At 47.9% G+C, this 18,960-nt stretch carries 17 protein-coding genes, 1 tRNA gene and 1 other annotated feature (1 of these 19 cut by a window edge); all 18 genes read right to left on the bottom strand.

Annotated features, from left to right (window positions below):
- Positions 1–205: a binding site (T-box leader), on the bottom strand; it reaches 17 nt to the left of the window's first position.
- 22 nt (positions 206–227) lie between these two features.
- The 18 genes from BLQ32_RS16810 to rph all read right to left on the bottom strand — a co-directional run bounded on the left by BLQ32_RS16810 (position 228) and on the right by rph (position 18,892).
- Positions 228–1,283 (bottom strand): AbrB family transcriptional regulator, encoded by a 1,056-nt coding sequence (locus BLQ32_RS16810; protein WP_244890382.1) that lies wholly within the window; start codon positions 1,281–1,283, stop codon positions 228–230.
- A gap of 378 nt (positions 1,284–1,661) precedes the next feature.
- A complete protein-coding gene (gene hemL, locus BLQ32_RS16805; RefSeq protein ID WP_074511320.1) occupies positions 1,662–2,948 on the bottom strand; it encodes a glutamate-1-semialdehyde 2,1-aminomutase in 1,287 nt (428 codons plus the stop codon).
- On the bottom strand, positions 2,949–3,929 hold the full coding sequence (gene hemB / locus BLQ32_RS16800) for a porphobilinogen synthase (RefSeq protein WP_053165486.1): 981 nt from the start codon (positions 3,927–3,929) through the stop codon (positions 2,949–2,951). It lies immediately after the preceding gene.
- Entirely contained in the window at positions 3,926–4,627 is a 702-nt protein-coding gene (locus BLQ32_RS16795) for a uroporphyrinogen-III synthase (RefSeq protein ID WP_074511318.1), read from the bottom strand. Before BLQ32_RS16795 ends, hemB begins: the two co-directional genes overlap by 4 nt.
- Positions 4,620–5,549 (bottom strand): hydroxymethylbilane synthase, encoded by a 930-nt coding sequence (gene hemC, locus BLQ32_RS16790; protein WP_036806115.1) that lies wholly within the window; start codon positions 5,547–5,549, stop codon positions 4,620–4,622. Before hemC ends, BLQ32_RS16795 begins: the two co-directional genes overlap by 8 nt.
- Positions 5,550–5,566: 17 nt before the next feature.
- Positions 5,567–6,397 carry a cytochrome c biogenesis protein CcsA gene (gene ccsA, locus BLQ32_RS16785; RefSeq protein WP_074511316.1) on the bottom strand — a complete coding sequence of 277 codons (831 nt, stop codon included), beginning with the start codon at positions 6,395–6,397 and terminating at the stop codon, positions 5,567–5,569.
- A gap of 85 nt (positions 6,398–6,482) precedes the next feature.
- Positions 6,483–7,853 (bottom strand): glutamyl-tRNA reductase, encoded by a 1,371-nt coding sequence (gene hemA, locus BLQ32_RS16780; protein WP_036806110.1) that lies wholly within the window; start codon positions 7,851–7,853, stop codon positions 6,483–6,485.
- A gap of 540 nt (positions 7,854–8,393) precedes the next feature.
- Positions 8,394–8,975, bottom strand: a complete 582-nt coding sequence (yihA, locus tag BLQ32_RS16775; protein ID WP_036806108.1) for a ribosome biogenesis GTP-binding protein YihA/YsxC — start codon at positions 8,973–8,975, stop codon at positions 8,394–8,396.
- Complete coding sequence (gene lon / locus BLQ32_RS16770) at positions 8,972–11,299, bottom strand: endopeptidase La (protein WP_074511314.1); 2,328 nt, start codon at positions 11,297–11,299, stop codon at positions 8,972–8,974. The genes yihA and lon overlap by 4 nt, the downstream gene beginning before the upstream one ends.
- 212 nt (positions 11,300–11,511) lie before the next feature.
- A complete protein-coding gene (clpX, locus tag BLQ32_RS16765; RefSeq protein ID WP_036806103.1) occupies positions 11,512–12,783 on the bottom strand; it encodes an ATP-dependent protease ATP-binding subunit ClpX in 1,272 nt (423 codons plus the stop codon).
- A 298-nt stretch (positions 12,784–13,081) separates the two neighbouring features.
- A complete protein-coding gene (gene tig / locus BLQ32_RS16760; protein WP_053165483.1) occupies positions 13,082–14,395 on the bottom strand; it encodes a trigger factor in 1,314 nt (437 codons plus the stop codon).
- Positions 14,396–14,498: 103 nt separating this feature from the next.
- Entirely contained in the window at positions 14,499–15,479 is a 981-nt protein-coding gene (locus BLQ32_RS16755) for a tetratricopeptide repeat protein (protein WP_074511378.1), read from the bottom strand.
- A 175-nt stretch (positions 15,480–15,654) separates the two neighbouring features.
- Complete coding sequence (gene spx / locus BLQ32_RS16750) at positions 15,655–16,047, bottom strand: transcriptional regulator Spx (protein ID WP_036806097.1); 393 nt, start codon at positions 16,045–16,047, stop codon at positions 15,655–15,657.
- Positions 16,044–16,706: a TetR/AcrR family transcriptional regulator gene (locus BLQ32_RS16745; protein WP_074511313.1), complete on the bottom strand. Its 663-nt coding sequence runs from the start codon at positions 16,704–16,706 to the stop codon at positions 16,044–16,046. The genes spx and BLQ32_RS16745 overlap by 4 nt, the downstream gene beginning before the upstream one ends.
- A gap of 149 nt (positions 16,707–16,855) precedes the next feature.
- Complete coding sequence (locus BLQ32_RS16740) at positions 16,856–17,155, bottom strand: TIGR04104 family putative zinc finger protein (protein ID WP_074511311.1); 300 nt, start codon at positions 17,153–17,155, stop codon at positions 16,856–16,858.
- Between the two features lie 176 nt (positions 17,156–17,331).
- A tRNA-Arg gene (locus BLQ32_RS16735) sits at positions 17,332–17,405 on the bottom strand.
- Positions 17,406–17,540: 135 nt separating this feature from the next.
- On the bottom strand, positions 17,541–18,146 hold the full coding sequence (locus tag BLQ32_RS16730) for an XTP/dITP diphosphatase (protein WP_074511309.1): 606 nt from the start codon (positions 18,144–18,146) through the stop codon (positions 17,541–17,543).
- Positions 18,143–18,892 carry a ribonuclease PH gene (gene rph, locus BLQ32_RS16725; protein WP_074511307.1) on the bottom strand — a complete coding sequence of 250 codons (750 nt, stop codon included), beginning with the start codon at positions 18,890–18,892 and terminating at the stop codon, positions 18,143–18,145. The genes BLQ32_RS16730 and rph overlap by 4 nt, the downstream gene beginning before the upstream one ends.
- Positions 18,893–18,960: the final 68 nt, after the last annotated feature.

Here is an 18,960-nt window from a genome sequence, read left to right as displayed (position 1 = left end):
TGTTCGCGGTACCACCTTTATGCACAAGTCAAAATAAACCTGGCTCTCAAGTTCGATAACGGATTTCACATCCGGTTCCCACTACTCAACTTTCACGGGAACTGCTCCGAGGTGACATTCAAATGCTGGTTCATGAAAACCTCTCACCACTCGGTTTTCTCTCTGAAATGTACGCACATTCTACTATCCTCATCAACGCATCAAATATATACTTTCATCCATTATACTCAAGCTCCGCTTTTAGCGTCAAGTTTTTTCACAATATAGGCAACAATCGGCGACGCCACGAGCAAAATAAAAAACAGCCGAAACAATTGGAAACTGGTGATGAGCGCGACGTCCCCGCCGGTCGCCAGCGCTGTAATCGCCATTTCCGCAATGCCGCCCGGTGCAGCACTCAAAAAGAAATCAAGAAAGATGTAATCCGGCAGCCATTTGGCAAGCAGGTAGGCAATAAATGCCGTAAAACTGATGAGCAGCACATTGTTGAGAACAATCGCTGCCCCCAGGCGCACCGTCAACTTCTCCCCAATCCCTTCCATCTGCAAGCCGAGGCTCGCGCCGATGCAGATTTGGGCAAAGGCAGTCAGCCAGTACGGAATATCGATCAAGATATCCCCTGTCACCGTCTGGACAATGGCCAGCGTCAAAATCGGTGCGAGGATTTCTGCAGCCGGGAAGCCAACTCGCTTCATGCCGAAATACAAGAAGACGCCGACGAGCAATCCGATAAGCACGGCCGTTGGCGCAAACGTGAATGCCTGCACGGTGAGTTCGCTTTGTTCCCTTCCTGTCAAGAATACCGTCAGAAACGGAACGATCGTCACCACCATGAAAATCCGGATGGTCTGCATCATCGTTACGACAGTGAGGTTTGCCGAAGGGATGTCTTCCGCGATGACGACCATCTGCGCAAGGCCTCCGGGAATCGATCCAAGCAGGCTCGTCGCCAAGCTTTCATTGACCATCCTCTTGAACAGGAGTCCAAGCGCTATCGACAAGGAAACGACCGAAATCGTCATGAACGCCATATACGGCAAATCGAGCCACATTAATAGGACTGCATCGCGTGTAAACGACGAACCGATCTGGACGCCGAGCAGGATCAGCCCCGCAGTGCGCAGTGATTTGGGCCAAAACAATTTGAGGCTCGTAAATTGGCTGATCAGCAATATGGTAAACATCGGCCCGAGCAGCCACGGCAAGAAAATGCCGAGCGTTTCGAACAGCCAGCCGGCAAGCGCGGCAATCCCAGCTGTCCTTAAGAATATGTACATCTGCATCCCTGCCTTTCGCCTTCCGAAATACTGTTACTTTCTATCGTACAGGAAATGGTGCCTGAAATCTTGCAATTGAGAGAAAATCTTTCAGCGGACCGGGATTTTTCTTTGATTCAAAACCGAAAAGATTAGGGATGCCGGCTTTTCGCAAGCGAAAAGCGAAAAAGCCGATTTACTTGCGGCAACCGCGTCGCTAGAGCTAGAAAAATGCTTAGTTTTGATTGGCCTGAGGACGAAAGACCGATTCTATGAGCGCTTATCGGCGTTCTATGATCACTCCGCCATAGTCTATGATCACTTACCGCGCTTCTATGATCACTCACCCCTAATTCCATACAAAAAAGCCCGGACGCTATCGAAGCGGCCGGGCTTAAATTCATATTATCTCGCTAATTTCGCAAATACGGTATGGAAAGCTTCCACTGTTTTCGCGATATGTTCTTCGGTATGCGCTGCTGACAGGAACATGCCCTCGAACTGAGAAGGCGGCAGGAAAATGCCTTCTTCCGCCATCAAGCGGTAGTAGTCTGCGAACAATTCCGTGTCCGATGTTTTCGCTGAGTCGAAGTCGACAACGTCTTCATTCGTAAAGAAGAAGCCGATCATCGAACCGGCGCGGTTCACGGTATGCGGGATGTTGTATTTCTCAGCCGCTGCACGGAAACCGGCTTCAAGCTGATCGCCGCGCTGGACGAAAGTTTCGTACGTTTCTTCAGTCAAACGGGACAAAGTTTCGTAGCCTGCCGTCATGGCTAGCGGGTTGCCCGACAGTGTGCCAGCCTGGTAAATCGAGCCGCTTGGCGCCACTTGCTGCATGATTTCGCGTTTGCCGCCGAATGCGCCAACCGGAAGGCCGCCGCCGATCACTTTCCCTAGGCACGTCATATCCGGCGTTACACCGAAATGGCCTTGTGCACAGTTGTAGCCGACACGGAAACCGGTCATGACTTCATCAAAGATCAAGATCGTGCCGAATTCAGTCGTCAAATTGCGCAGTTCCTGCAGGAAGCCGTCTTTTGGTGGCACGACGCCCATGTTGCCGGCAACCGGCTCCACAATGACAGCCGCGATATCGTCGCCGAACTCTTTGAATGCCATACGCACGCTTTCCAAATCATTGTACGGAACGGTAATCGTGTTCGCCGCAACCGATGCCGGGACCCCTGGTGAGTCCGGCAATCCGAGCGTCGCAACACCGGATCCTGCTTTGATCAATAAGCTATCCGCATGGCCGTGGTAGCAGCCTTCAAATTTCAGGATTTTATTGCGGCCGGTATAGCCGCGTGCCACGCGCAATGCACTCATCGTCGCTTCCGTACCGGAAGACACCATGCGCACCATTTCAATAGAAGGAACACGTTCCATCACAAGTTTCGCGAGTTCGTTTTCAAGCAAAGTCGGTGCGCCGAAACTTGTTCCAGATACAGCCACTTCCTGGATCGCTTTGACAACTTCCGGATGGGAATGGCCCAAAATCAGCGGCCCCCAAGACAAGACGTAGTCGATGTAGGTGTTGCCGTCGATGTCTGTAATCGTTGCGCCGCTGCCGGATGCCATGAAAATCGGATCCATGTTAACGGATTTGAATGCACGGACCGGCGAGTTGACGCCGCCTGGCATTAATTTTTTCGCTTCTGTGAATGCTGCAATCGAATTTTCGTATCCCATTTATTTCTCCTCCAGCCAACGTGCCGCGTCTTTTGCATGGTACGTCATCAGAATGTCTGCTCCTGCCCGTTTCATACTAAGCAAAGTCTCAAGAACCATTTTCTTCTCGTCCACCCAGCCGTTCAAAGCAGCCGCTTTGACCATCGCGTATTCGCCTGATACGTTGTAGGCAACAATCGGAATATCGAAATTGTCGCGTACTTCACGGACGATGTCGAGGTAAGAAAGAGCCGGTTTCACGATCATGAAATCTGCGCCTTCTTCGATGTCCGATCCCGCTTCGCGAAGTGCTTCCAAGCGGTTCGCCGGGTCCATCTGGTAAGTTTTGCGGTCTCCGAATTGCGGTGTGGAGTGCGCGGCTTCACGGAACGGTCCGTAGTAAGCAGATGCGTATTTCACGCCGTAGCTCATAATCGGTGTGTTTTCGAATCCAGCCTGGTCCAATCCATAGCGGATCGCTGCAACAAAGCCGTCCATCATGTTCGACGGGGCGATGATATCTGCACCGGCTTTCGCCTGCGACACTGCTGTACGTGCCAGCAAATCAAGCGATTCGTCGTTCAAGATTACGCCATTTTCAATTACGCCGCAATGGCCGTGGTCGGTGTATTGGCATAGGCACGTATCTGCGATAACTACCAATTCCGGATGGCGCTGTTTGGCAAAGCGGATCGCTTCTTGCGTGATGCCGTGGTCGTGGTAGGCTTGCGTTCCGACTGCGTCTTTTTCATTCGGCACACCGAACAAAATAACGGAGGGAATTCCAAGGTCTACAACTTCATCCAATTCTTCGCCGAGGCGGTCCAATGAAAAATGGAATACGCCCGGCATGGACGAAATTTCTTCTTTGACGTTTTCGCCTTCTACGACAAAAATCGGATAAATGAAATCTTCTTTGTGCAAGCTTGTCTCGCGGACCATTGAGCGGAGGTTGGCAGATCCGCGCAAGCGGCGTCCGCGGTTGAATTTCAAATCAGTCATTTGTTAAAACTTCCTTTCGCGATTTCGTTGATGACTTCGATATACGTATATTTCTTCGGAATAAAATCCACCGCTCCGCCTTCTTTCTGGATAGCGGCTTCAGTTACATGCCCGATGGCGGCAACACGGATTCGGGACCAGTCCCCGCCGGCTTCGCGGTATGCGGTAACAGCGGACGGACTGGCAAAAATCACGGTTACGCCTTTTAAGGCTTTTAATTTCTCGGCATTCTCTATTTTAAAGCTCGTTTCGTAAATAATCCATTCATCCACCTTCAGCGGCATCGATGCAATGGTATTTTTGGCGAGCGACCCTTTGATGAAAAGACAATCAGCATTGCCGGCAACAGCCGGGAATTCCTGAATGAACACATCCGCACTGTAGACGCTTGGCATAAAGCTGACGGTGTAGCCATGCTGCTCCAAAACACTCGCCGTCTTCTCGCCTACCGCGGCAATCTTGGCATCCGCCTTGATGCGCAATTGGCAAAAAGCATCTGCGCTGTTGCCGCTCGTGAAAATTAACCAGTCGTAACGTTCGAAATCCGGCAGTTGCGACTGCCGGACCGAAGTTTCTATGAGCGGTAAATACCGGGTTTTGGCACCCAGTTTTTCTGCATAGCCAACCGCTTCCTGCGGCTCGTTGGAACCGGTGAAGACGATGGTTTCGCCTGTTAAAGGAAGATTAGCTTCACACATGGTTCTCGGCTTTTACTTTTTGGATTAATTCGTATCCGCCTTGTGCACTGATGCGCTCGGCAACCAAGCGTCCAGCTTCGATTGGATCGCGGCTCACGGCTGTTTCTTTATACACTTCATCCGCTTCCGGAGAAGAAATGAGGCCAGTAAACGAAATTTCACCGTCTGCAACTGTTGCATAGCCGGCAATCGGCACTTGGCAGCTGCCGTCCATATCGCGAAGGAATTTGCGCTCGGCATGGACTGCCAACGCGGTTTTTTCGTCGTTGACTTTCGCCAACGCTTCCAATAATTCCGTATCGTCTTCGCGGCATTCGATGCCAAGGGCACCTTGGCCAATCGCTGGCAGGCAGTCTTCCACTTCAAGGAATTCCGTTACCAGGTCGTCTTTCCAGCCCATGCGCTTCAAACCTGCAGCTGCAAGAAGGATGGCATCAAACTGGCCGGATTTCAGTTTTTCCAGGCGCGTGTCGATGTTGCCGCGGATCCACTGGATATCCAGGTCCGGACGCATCAACAAAAGCTGCGAACTGCGGCGCAGGCTGCTTGTTCCGACAACTGCCCCTACCGGAAGGTCCATGAATTTCACGTGGTTATTTGAGATAAAAGCGTCGCGCGGGTCTTCGCGTTCCGGTACACAGCCGATCACAAAGCCTTCCGGAAGAACCGACGGCATGTCTTTCATGCTGTGGACAGCAAAATCGATTTCTTTGTCGTGCAAAGCCTGTTCGATTTCTTTCACAAACAAACCTTTTCCGCCGACTTTGGAAAGCGTAACGTCTACAATGCGGTCGCCTTTTGTAACGATTTCTTTGATTTCAAATTCAAATGGTGCTCCAGACGCTTTCAATTTATCGATAAACTGCCCCGTTTGCGTTAACGCGAGCTTGCTTCTTCTTGAACCTACAATAATTTTTCTCAAATGAATCCTACCTTTCCTTAATACCAAAAATGAAATTCAGACAACCGGCTTCCGAGGAAGAAGTTGATGAGTAAAAGCAAAAACGCATAAATGTGCGCCATTGCATAAGACATGCCATTCAAATTGCCTTTTCGGTGGCGGTACAGCACCCAGCTGTAGATGAGCAGCAGGATGAACGAACCGACGATTTTCATGTCGAGCAGCGAAAATTCCGCCAATGAGATGACGGCCCATTGCAGCCCGAGGACCAGCGACACGAACAGCAGCGAAATTCCGACAAGAATGGAAATCGTCATGCCAAGTTCCGTCTGGCCAAGCGACGGCAAATTGCTCCACTGTTTTGTCCACTTTTTCTTTTTCAGCAAGCGGTACAAAACGAGGTGCAGCGCTGAGAACACGAACGACAGCGAAAAAGCGACGTACGACAGAATGGCGAATGTTATATGGATAAACAATAGTTCCGAAACCAGATCCTGCCCTGCCGGCGACTTTTCAATTTGCACCGGCGCAAATGTATGAATAGTCATAAAGATAAATCCGATGATGTTGATGAAAAATACCGCAAAATCAAAGCGGTAGAAAATCCGCAGCACGAGCGACAAAGTCACCAGCAGCCACGCATAAAAATAGATGCCTTCAAACAAAGTCAGAATCGGGAACCGCTGCGTTTCGATGATGTACAAAACGAGGAATACGGTCTGCATCATCCATACGACGCCAAGCAAGCCCATCGCAATGCGGCTCGCTTTTTTCTCTTTATATAAGTAATCAATAAAATAAAAAACAAGGCTGACAGCATATAGAATAACCATAGCTTCATGCAGCCTTGCCATTGTTATATCAGCCATCCCATTCCCCTTCGTTTCCATAATTAAAGGCGTTCCCGCATCTACATTTTAGCATATAGATTCGAAAACGCCTCTTTCAGAAAGCTTAAAATGAATATCCGGGAGTTTCTTGTTTTTGAACGTTCTGTTCTTTATTGGTTGCCGCCTTTTTCTGCGGAGCTTTCATTTGTTTCACAATTTCCTCTTGCACATCTTCTTCGATGCCGAAAATCTGCTGGAACAATTCAAGCTGTTCGCGTGATTTCGGTGCACCGGCCATTTCTTTTGCCTGCAAAATCGGCTCTTTCAGCAATTGATTAATAATCGATTTCGTATGTTTGTTCAGGATTTTCTTTTCACGGTCGGTCAAGTCCGGCATTTTGTTTTCAATGCTCGCCATCGTTTCCGCCTGGATCGTCAATGCTTTTTGGCGCAATGCGGAAATCACCGGTACGACGCCAAGTGTTGTCAGCCAGTCGTTGAACTGCTGCGCTTCGTGGTTGACCATCGTCATGATTTCGCCTGCAGCGCGTTCCCGCTCAGCCAGGTTCGCTTCGACAATGCCTTGCATATCATCGATATCGTATAAGAATACATTCGACAATTCCGAAATGCGCGGATCTACGTCGCGCGGCACGGCGATGTCCACCATGAACAACGGCTTGCCTTTGCGAAGTTTTTCAACAAACTGCATCAATTCGTAATCGATGACGTAGTCCGTTGCACCCGTTGAGGAAATCAGAATATCCGCCTCTAAAAGTGCGCATTGCAATTGGTTCATCGGCACTGCACGGCCGTTGAATTTTTCTGCCAAGGCTTCGGCTTTTTCAAACGTACGGTTGATGACCGTCACGTTGTCTGCCCCGCTGCCTTGCAAGTTCTTGATGGCCAATTCGCCCATTTTGCCCGCGCCTAAAATAACGACCCGTTTGTTTTTCAACGTGCCGAAAATTTTCTTGCCCAGCTCAACAGCTGCATAAGAAACCGATACGGCATTCTCGCCGATCGCTGTTTCGGAATGCGCCCGTTTTGCCAATGTCACGGCCTGCTTGAACAACTGGTTGAAAACCGTTCCGGTCGTGCCGTTTTCCTGTCCAGCGAGGAAACTGTTTCTCACTTGGCCAAGAATCTGGGTTTCCCCAAGCACCATTGAGTCGATGCCGGCCGTCACACGGAACAAATGCTCAACCGCTTCTTCCTGCTCGTGGACAAATAAATACTGCGAGAACGCTTCTTGGGACAGACCGAAATAATCCGCCAAGAATTGCTTCACATAATAGCGTCCCGTGTGAAGCTGATCGACCACCGCGTAGATTTCTGTCCGGTTGCAAGTAGACACGATGACATTTTCCAATATGCTTTTTTGTTCTTTTAACGCCTGCATGGCTTGTGGAAGTTCCGATTCGATGAATGAAAGCTTCTCGCGGATTTCCACCGGTGCAGAGCGATAATTCACCCCGACTACTAATGTATGCATGGGATCAAAACACCTTTCACGTTCATATTTCAATATAAGTAAGTATACCACTTTTGTACTGTTCTAAGCTTTACAATTTGTGAACAAGCAATGAATGTATATTTATTTATAATTATTATAATGTAAGTTTATCAAAGCGTCAGACCACTAACAAGCATAACGCTCTTAGTCGAAATAGTGCGAGAACTTAGGCGTGGCACGGGTCCGGATTGGCGCTTTTCCGGTTACGCAGCGTTGGGAGTTGAGAGTGGCTTGTGAATTGGGCGAGCCGAGATGTTTATCTGCGGTATTCTAGATTTATCTGCGATACTTGCGATTTATCTGCGTTCCTGAAGATTTATCTTCGATTTTCAAAATTTATCTGCGTTGCTGAAATTTTATCTGCGATACGCCAATATCCAGCCCCATTCAAAAACGGCAACCCTTTTAACTGCCTGCTTTTCGCAGGCGAAAAGCGAAAGTGCCCTTTTACTTGCAGCAAAGCCCCATTCGTCTTTTCTCCACAAAAAAAAGCGCAGCCTCAGCTGCGCTTCCTTCCTATTACATTCTCTTTTCGATTTCTGCCCAAGCGGCATCTTTGCCAAGGCCGGTTTCAGATGAAAAGACGATCAATGGATCGTTTTTGTCCATTTCGAGCGTCTGGCGAACCACTTTTTTGTGCTTCTCCCATTTGCCTTTTGGAATCTTATCCGCTTTCGTGGCGATGATGATGCACGGAATATCGTAATGCTTCATAAAGTCGTACATCGCGATATCGTCCCGGCTCGGTGCATGGCGCAAATCGACGATTTGGATCACCGCACGCAATTCCTCACGTCCGGTAATATAGCGCTCGATCATTTTGCCCCAAGCTTCGCGTTCCGATTTGGAGACTTTGGCATAGCCATAGCCTGGAACATCGACGTAAAACAATTTTTCTTCTATTTTATAGAAGTTCAGCGTCTGCGTTTTCCCAGGTTTTGAGGAAATGCGCGCCATGCTTTTGCGGCCGATCATTTTGTTGATGAACGACGATTTCCCGACGTTCGACCGGCCCGCTAAAGCGAATTCCGGCAGGCCGTCTTCCGGATACTGATCCGGGCGGACGGCACTGATTACAAGTTCTACATTATTGACTATCATTCGTTTGCTCCTTCTAATGCGATTTCCAGCGCTTCATCCGCCAGCGAAACGAGTTTGAACGTCAATTCTTCGCGGACACTTTCTGGAATGTCTTCAATATCCCGCTCGTTGTCGATCGGCAGGATAATTGTTTTCAATCCGGCACGGTGAGCGCTTAAGGTTTTCTCTTTCACGCCGCCGATCGGCAGAACGCGGCCGCGCAAGGTAATTTCACCCGTCATGCCGACTTCGCGGTGGATCGGGCGTTTCGTCAGCGCAGAAACGAGTGCCGTTGCAATCGTAATCCCGGCGGAAGGGCCGTCTTTTGGAACAGCGCCTTCCGGAACGTGGATGTGGATGTCATTCGACTCGTGGAAGTTCGGATCGATGCCAAGCGACTCGGCGCGTGCTCTGACAAACGATAAGGCCGTCTGCGCCGATTCTTTCATGACATCTCCGAGTTTCCCAGTCAATTGCAATTTGCCTTTGCCTGGAGACAGCGACACTTCGATTTGAAGCGTATCGCCGCCGACAGTCGTATACGCAAGGCCAGTAGCCACGCCGACTTGGTTGACCGTTTCAGCCATGCCGTAGCGGAATTTGCGTTTGCCGAGGTAATCCTCGATGGCGTCCGCTGTTACCGTCACTTGCTCTTTTTCGCCTGCCACGATCTGTTTCGTCACTTTCCGGCAAATCGATGCGATGGTGCGCTCGAGTCCACGGACACCTGCTTCGCGTGTATAATAGCGGACCAGGTGAAGCAATGCACCTTCTTCAAACTGCAGCTGCTCTTCCGTCAAGCCATGTTCTTTCAATTGCTTCGGCGCCAAATGGTTTTTCGCGATCATTTGTTTTTCCGCTTCTGTATAGCCCGCAATCGTGATGACTTCCATCCGGTCGCGAAGCGGCCCTGGAATAGAACCCAGATCATTCGCAGTGGCAATAAACAACACGTTCGAAAGATCATACGTTTCTTCAATGTAATGGTCGCTGAACGTATTGTTTTGTTCCGGATCCAATACTTCAAGCATTGCCGACGATGGATCTCCCCGGAAATCGTTCGACATTTTATCGATTTCATCCAGCAGGAATACTGGGTTAATTGTGCCTGCCCGTTTCATCCCTTGGATGATGCGGCCTGGCATCGCGCCGACATACGTACGGCGATGGCCGCGAATTTCCGATTCGTCGCGCACGCCGCCAAGCGAGACGCGGACAAATTTGCGGTCCAGCGATTCCGCAATCGATTTCGCAAGAGAAGTCTTTCCGACACCTGGAGGGCCGACCAGGCAAAGAATCGGTCCACGCAAGGAATTGGTCATCTGTTGGACAGCCAAATATTCCAGCACGCGCTCTTTGACGCTTTCCAGTCCATCATGGTCGCGGTCGAGCACTTCTTCCGCGTATTTGATGTCAAGGCGGTCTTCCGTTGCTTCTGACCATGGAATCGTGACAAGCCATTCGATGTAGTTGCGGATGATGCCGCTCTCTGCTGCTGCAGACGGCAATTTTTCGTAGCGGTCCAGTTCTTTCAAAGCGGCTTTCTCGGTTGATTCCGGCATGCCGGCGTCTTCGATGCGTTTCCGCAAATCGACGATTTCTCCGGATTTGCCGTCTTTATCCCCCAGTTCCGTTTGGATGGCTTTCATTTGTTCGCGCAAATAAAATTCTTTTTGCGTCTGTTCCATCGATTTTTTCACACGCTGCGAAATGCGTTTCTCCAGATCGATCACTTCTTGCTCGTTGTGAAGGCGCGCAATCAGCATCTCAAGGCGTGTGTTGATATCAAAAGTTTCCAGCACTTCCTGCTTTTCGTTCACTTTCAGCGGCAGATGCGAAGCGACCATATCGGCCAGGCGGCCCGGTTCTTCGATATCGGCTACCGTGTTATAAGTTTCAGTCGATACTTTTTTCGAAGCTTTCGCGTATTTCTCGAAATGCTCGAGCAGCATGCGCATCAAGGCATCCTGTTCCGCCGTGCGCTCCGGTTCATCCGGGAAGGAAGTGACTTCCACGACGGTGAAAGCTTCTTCTTCCTCATAATTTTTCCATTGCCCGCGCTCCAGGCCTTCCACTAAGACGCGGATGGTGCCGTTTGGCAGTTTCAGCATCTGTTTCACGTACGCGAGCGTCCCGATTTTTTGCAAATCGTCTTTTTCAGGCTGCTCAATGCTCATTTCTTTTTGGGTTGCCAAAAAGACAATATTGTCTTCAAGCATCGCCTGTTCTAAAGCGGCAATCGACCGATCACGGCCGACATCAATATGAAGCACCATTGTCGGAAATACGAGAAGCCCTCGCAGCGGCAATAATGGTACACGTTTGGTTACTTTTCTCTTAGCCATTAGGGAGTTGCACCTCCGATTATTTTCGTCAAAAAAACAAGCTGACCCCGTACGCGCGGATGTGCACGATCAGAGTCAGCCCGTATCATCCTTTTTTACTCACTTTCCCCTTATGCTGCACTCCCGATTGCTCGGGAGGAAGCAAGAGTCAAAGTCTGATTGGTTAAACAGCCATCCATTGAGCAAAGGCTCACAAGGACCGGCGTTTCACATTATGCGGATGTTTTTTCGTTGTCTTTTTCGTCGTATTCAGAACCATCTTCTAAGATGAGTCTCGGCATTTCGTTTTTCGTCACCGTGTCTTTCGTAATGACGCATTCGACAATGTCTTCGCGCGAAGGCAAGTCGAACATAACTTCAAGCATGATGTTCTCAATGATTGAACGAAGTCCGCGGGCACCTGTTTTGCGTTCAATTGCCAATTTCGCAATTTCCACTAAGGCGTCTTCTTCGAACGTCAATTCGACATCGTCAAGTTCCATCATTTTTTGGTATTGTTTGATCAATGCATTTTTCGGCTCAGTCAAAATCTGAACGAGTGCATTTTCATCCAATTGCTCAAGGCTTGCCAATACTGGCAAACGGCCGATAAATTCAGGAATCAAACCGAACTTCAGCAAATCTTCCGGAATCAACTGGCTAAGAAGCGACTTCTCGTCCAGCTCTTCTTTGTTTGGATCTGCACCGAAACCGATGACTTTGTTGCCCAAACGGCGTTTGATGATTTGATCGACTCCGTCAAATGCACCGCCGACGATGAACAAGACGTTCGTCGTATCGATTTGGATAAATTCCTGATGCGGATGCTTGCGTCCGCCTTGTGGAGGAACGCTTGCTGTTGTGCCTTCCAGGATTTTCAGCAATGCCTGCTGAACGCCTTCACCTGATACATCACGTGTGATGGACGGGTTTTCGGATTTGCGGGCCACTTTATCGATTTCATCGATATAGATGATGCCTTTTTCCGCACGTTCCACATCATAGTCTGCAGCTTGGATCAGCTTCAAGAGGATGTTCTCAACATCTTCCCCGACATAACCCGCTTCAGTCAACGAAGTGGCATCTGCAATTGCAAACGGCACATTCAGAATGCGCGCCAAAGTTTGCGCAAGCAAAGTTTTCCCGCTTCCTGTCGGCCCGATCAAAACGATATTGGATTTCGACAACTCGACATCATCGATCTTGCTGTTGGAATTGACACGTTTGTAATGGTTGTATACTGCTACAGCCAAAGACTTTTTCGCTTTTTCCTGGCCGATGACATAGCCGTTTAGAATGTCCAAAATCTCTTTTGGTTTTGGCACTTCTTTGAATTCCACTGCTTCTTCTGTACCCAGCTCTTCTTCTACGATTTCCGTACAAAGCTCAATACATTCGTCACAAATATATACACCCGGTCCTGCAACCAGTTTGCGAACCTGTTCTTGCGGTTTTCCGCAGAATGAACATTTTAAATGGTCTTTTTCATCATTGAATTTGAACAATGTATTCACCCCTATTCAAGCCATAATATTACAAGATTATGCTTATTGTAGCAACTAATTAGAATTACTACAAAGAGAATGCTTCGTTAATATTTGCTTTACTAATCTTCGCTTGGAGTTTTTCAGCAAAACTCCTTGGCTTGCCATTGGCAACACCGCCAGTTTGCCTTATACCTCTCAAAAACCACAGAATCATTCAAGGACAGCAATCAATTTATGTAATTCTTATTTTATTCTATGTAGAGGAAAACAAGGCACGTCGCCGTGCCTTGTTTTCTATGAAGCTTATGTGTGTTGATTATTCAGCGTCTTGAACGTTTTCCACTTCAGTTGTGATTTTAGCGTTTTCCACTAGGAATTCAACTGTGTTTTGCATGCGGATATCGTTTTCAAGCATTTCAGTGCCGCCTAAAGCAGTTTTGATTTGCTCGATGTCCATGTTAAACTGGCCGGACATTTTTTCAAGTTCTTTGTCGATGTCTTCTGAAGTGACTTCCATGTTCTCTGCTTCAGCAATTGCTTCAAGCACTAGAGATACACGTACGCGCGTTTCAGCATCGTCGTGCATTTGAGCACGCAAAGCTTCTTCGTCTTGGCCTGAGAACTGGAAGTAAAGGTCAAGGTTCATGCCTTGCTGAGTCAAACGTTGTTCGAATTCCTGCATCATGCGGTCCATTTCAGTGTGGATCATGGCATGCGGAAGGTCGATTGTTGCATTTTCAGCTGCTTTTTGAACTAGCTCGTCGCGAAGTGCTGCATCCGCATTTGCTTTTTTCTGTTCAGCCAAGGTTTCTTTCATTTTTGTGCGAAGCGCTTCTAGGCTTTCAACTTCTGGGTCGATTTCTTTAGCGAATTCGTCATCAAGTTCTGGAAGCTCTTTTGCTTTTACTTCGTTTACTTTCACTTTGAACGTTGCAGCTTTTCCTGCAAGTTCAGCAGCGTGGTATTCTTCAGGGAAAGTGACTTCAACGTCTTTTTCTTCTCCTGTTTTTGCGCCGACCAATTGCTCTTCGAAGCCTGGGATGAATGAGTTTGAACCGATTTCAAGAGAATAGCTTTCTCCTTTGCCGCCTTCAAATGCTTCTCCATCAACAAAACCTTCAAAATCGATCACTGCAGTGTCGCCTTCAACGATTGCTTCGTCTTCTTTAACAGCAAGCTCAGCGAAACGTTCTTGGTTTTCTTTCAATTGGCTTTCGATTTCTTCGTCAGTTACGTCTGTAGCTGGCTGAGAAACTTCAAGGCCTTTGTATTCGCCAAGCTGAACTTCCGGCTTAACCGTTACTTTAGCTGTGAACACAAGCGGCTGTCCTTTTTCAAGAGTCACAATATCGATTTCCGGGCGGTCAACCGGGTTAAGGCCTGCTTCTTCAACAGCGTTTGCGTAAGCATCCGGCAAGATGAAGTCTAGGGCATCCTGGTAAAGTGATTCTACGCCAAAGCGTTGTTCGAACATCTGGCGCGGCATTTTTCCTTTACGGAAACCTGGTACGTTAATTTCTTTAACAACTTTTTTGAACGCTTTGTCCAATCCTGCATTTACTTCTTCTGTCGGTACTTCTACTGTAAGTGTTCCTGTGTTACCTTCTTGCTTTTCCCATTTTGCTGACATTTATAAGCCCTCCAAACATTTTCTACAAAGTCATATTACCCGTTTTATACGAATTTTGACAACTTCAATATTATAGCATAGATGCCACTATGTTCAACTATTTCTACCCATTGCGCAACTCAAACCATTGTTCGGCATGAAAAATCAGGCTCATCAGTTCCGAGTCGCCGGAAAAATTCATTTCTCCGGTGAACAATTGATCTAAATAACTAAGATAGACGTCTGCCACTTCCGCTTCATCGTACCCATCCCATTGGAATGGATAAAACAAATAAATGTGGCGCTCAAACAATTCCTGGACCATCTCCAGGCGGGTCGGATCTTTTTCCAGCATCTCTTCCATCATCCGTTTGATGTCCTGGACGCGCGGATTGTTGATCGGGTCCGGCAGATTCGCCACTAAAAACTCCTTATCGTAATGGAATTTCTCCACCGTCACACGGGCTTTCACTTTCTCCTGGTGGAGCATGAACAATATGTATGTCTTCGTCAATAAATCGGTTTCCGGATGCTGCACAATGTCAACCAGGCTGTTTTTCAGCATGTCATAGCTTGCCGGCGGCAAATCCATGATCAGCCTTTCCTGTTCATGCGGAGACAGCTTGATGAAATTTTCCGGCACGTATTGGGTAAGGTCGATTTTTACATTGGCGTTTTTTTCCGCAATGCGCTCATTCAAATCCCGCAGCTGCAGAAACTGCGCCAGCCGTTCTTCCGGCAGGACTTTTTCTTCAATCAGAACTTCAATCATCCGCTCCGCTTCTTCAAATTCCCGCACCTGCATTAAAATGCTTATGTATAATTCCATTGTTTCCAGGTAATGCACAGGCCCGACCTTCAGCAGTTCCCGGCATACCTCCAGCGCTTCCTCGTATTCCCCCAGCTCAAACAAGCAATAGGCATAGGCACCGAGTGCCCCGGCATGTTCCGGTTCATAAGACAGCACCTGGTACAGCTTATCGCGAGCGTCTTCGTAATTCTCTTCTTTCAGCAGCGCCATGCCTTCCGTCAGCAAGCGATTGATCGTGTTCGGAAATACGATAACGTTGCCTTTGCGCTGCAGCTCCCTATATTTTTTTCGCATAAAAACACCCCGTTTGTACTGTCTATCATACCATACCGGGATTTTGCGGGAAAATAAAATAACAGGCATTTTCGAAATTTTCACATGAAGGAATCCGCCTTGTTGCTCCCTTTTTCGCTAATCGGCGGCCCTTCCGCACAACCAAAAACAAGGAGCCTGTTTGGAAGGCTCCTTGTTACATACCTAATAAAGTTTGGAATTGATTTGTACGGAACCAGCGGGGAAGAAATTGGCGAATTTCATCATCGTTATAGCCGACTTGCAGCTTTTTTCCATCATGGAGAATAGGCAGACGCAGCACACCGGGGTTATCTTGGATGACTTGATATAATTGGGGCAACGATAAACTGTCGAAATCGAGTTTCAACTTTTTAATGGCGTAAGCTTTTTTCGAAATGATTTCTTCGGTGCCTTCGTTGGTTAAAGACAGGATTTCCTGAATTTCTTCAATCGTAATCGGGGTAGTGGAAATGTTTTTCTCGACATACGGAATATTGTACTCGTTGAGCCAAGCAATGGCTTTCCGGCAAGAAGTGTTGCTCGTTGCAGTAAATAGTTTTGCTTTCATCTGTTCACGGTCCTTTCCATATCTTTTATGTTTCCAGAGCGCATTTGTTCAATAATGTCCGGCGGAAACAAGGTCCGGCAAAATACTTTGGCAAATTCCTTGTAATCCACGCAAACGCCTTCGTTCTTTCGGCTTTGCAGCTTTTCCATCATCGACTGCAAGCACCAGGTCAACGTCTCAATGTCGATGTCCGGCCACATGAGCCCTTTTTTCTGAAGCGTTTGCAGATGGCCGAGCACTTTTCCCTGCATGCGCATTTTCGCTTCATTGACCACTTCGGCAAGTTCCGCATCTTTCAATAAAAGTTCCGGCATCAGCTTCCGCAGGTTTTTTTCGTTAATCTTGTGGTAATGCATTTCCAAGCGCCCCGCCAACAGCTTTTCGGGGTCCCCGCTTTTCCATTCCAAATCGAGAGGCATCATGGAATCTATCTGGTTGTCGATCAGCGTCATCAGCAATTGCCGCTTATCGGAAAAATACCGGTAAAACGTTCCCGTCGCCACTTTCGCATGGGCTGCAATTTCTTTTGCTGTTGTATGTTCAAATCCTTTTTCATTGAATAGCAGTTTCGCACTTTCAATCAATGCTTCTCTTTTTTGTTTTGAACGCAGTTGTTTTGGAAACGTCGGGAAATCTCCGACAAGGTTTTCGTGCTGCATTTCCTCACCTCATAGATAAGAATAACATGCCAGCCCCCAAAACATGAACTCTGGTTCATGTTTTATTCATCTTTTTTTGCAGAATTGCTTCACATTTTCGCCAATAAATAAAAAAAAGCCCAAGTTTTTTCCTTGAGCCGGGAACCCGTTTACCAAAGAGGCTCTTCTTCACTCGAAAGTTCCGTAAGAAACGGCATAAAGACCATACTGAGCATAAAGAATATGAAGATAAGGGTGATGTTAAAAAGCGGTTCGATGGAAGTCACTGCATTCAATAAAAGCGGCAAAAGGATCACCAAGTTGAGCAGGCTGATTCTTTTCCGTGACTTTTTGGATATGTACTGTATTTTTCCACATAACGGGCACTCTAACTTATTGCTTAAAGTGAACGTCTTTTTTATCGTCTGTTTCCACGTCCAGCGGGTTTCACAATGGCTGCATATGGGCATTGAAATCAACTCCTGTTACTACATAATACGAACGAAAGTCGAAATGGTTTCATTTCCCAGCCATCTCCCTTTAAACTTTAATCTGTAATCGGCATACTATTATTGCTGAATACGCAAATAAAAAAGGCCTTGAAGCGTTTTGCTTCAAGGCCTTCTTCTTATGTACATTTCTATAACGTCCCAGGAGAGATTCGAACTCCCGACCGACGCCTTAGAAGGGCGTTGCTCTATCCAGCTGAGCTACTGGGACAAGGCTTTCTTAGCAGCTAAACTTCATCGCCCAGATCTAATGGACGTTTGCGCTTTTCTACTGAAAGACAATTTTAATTATAGAAATGATTTCCGGAAAAGTCAATGCTATTTTAAAAAAACATTAAAATAAATGTTATTCGTTTGATAGTAACCATTCGGGCATGGCCTGCTTTAATTTCTGCAAGGCATTGCCGCGGTGTGAAATGGCCGCTTTTTCTTCCGGCTTGAGTTCTGCCATGGCACGCCCTTCACTCGGCACCCAAAAAATCGGATCGTATCCGAAGCCGTTTTCGCCGCGGCGCTCAAACAGGATTTCTCCTTCGCATGAGCCCGAGAAAGTGACGGTTTTCTGGTTCGGCGCCGCAACAGCCAACACGCAGCGGAAGCGGGCAGTGCGCTCGTTTTCCGGAACGTCGGCCAATTTTCCGAGCACTTTGTCAATATTGGCATTGTCGTCTTTCGGCTCGCCGGCGTAGCGCGCAGAATAGACGCCTGGTTCACCGTTTAAAGCATCAATCTCAAGTCCCGAGTCATCAGCGATCACCGGCATTTGAAGTGCTTCTGCAGCCCCTTCAGCCTTCAGAATCGCGTTCTCTTCAAACGTAACGCCTGTTTCTTCAATATCCAAGTCTTTGGCAACATCCTGCAACGTTAATACATCATAACCAAACGGACGCAGCAAGGCTTCAAAGTCTCTCGCTTTCCCTAAGTTTTGAGTCGCAATCAATACTTTTTTCATAGACTTGATTTCACCTCTTCGCCTACGCGATTGGCCAATTCGCCAAGCACTTCTTTTTGTTTGGAAATCAATTGGCGGATTCCCGATTCACCAAGATCGAGCATTTCGTTTAGCTGCAAGCGTGAAAACGTCGCTTCTTCGCCTGTTCCCTGAAGTTCCACAAAATGGCCGGCTCCTGTCATGACCAGGTTCATATCGACTTCTGCAGATGAATCCTCCACGTAGTTCAAGTCCAAAATGGCTCCGTGTTCGCCGTCGATGCCGACGCTCGTTGCCGCTAAGAAATCGGTTACCGGAAATGCGGTCAAATCCAATTTGCCGATGGCCATTGTCATCGCAACAAAAGCACCGGTGATGGAAGCGGTACGCGTGCCGCCATCTGCCTGGATCACGTCGCAGTCGATCCAAAGCGTACGTTCGCCCAATTTCTCAAGGTCGACCACCGCACGCAGTGCACGGCCGATCAGGCGCTGGATTTCCATGGTCCGGCCGCCGATTTTGCCGGCAGAAGATTCGCGCCGGTTTCGGCTGTTCGTTGCACGAGGCAGCATTGAATACTCTGCAGTGACCCAACCCTTGCCTTGCCCTCTCAGGAATGGCGGCACTTTGTCTTCAATGGTCGCTGTACAAATTACTTTCGTTTGCCCAACGGTGATCAATACCGAACCTTCCGGGTGGATCAAATAATCCACGTCCATCTGTACCGGGCGCAGTTCGTTTGTTTGTCTTTCATCTATTCGTGTCATGTTAAAATTCCTCCTCGTATATGCTTACCTAGCGTATCACATTTGCTCTTCTACAGCCAAAAACCTGA

It is taken from the genome of Planococcus glaciei (genome assembly GCF_900099655.1).
Taxonomy (GTDB): Bacteria; Bacillota; Bacilli; order Bacillales_A; family Planococcaceae; genus Planococcus; species Planococcus glaciei.
This window is presented reverse-complemented; position numbering and strand designations above follow the sequence as displayed.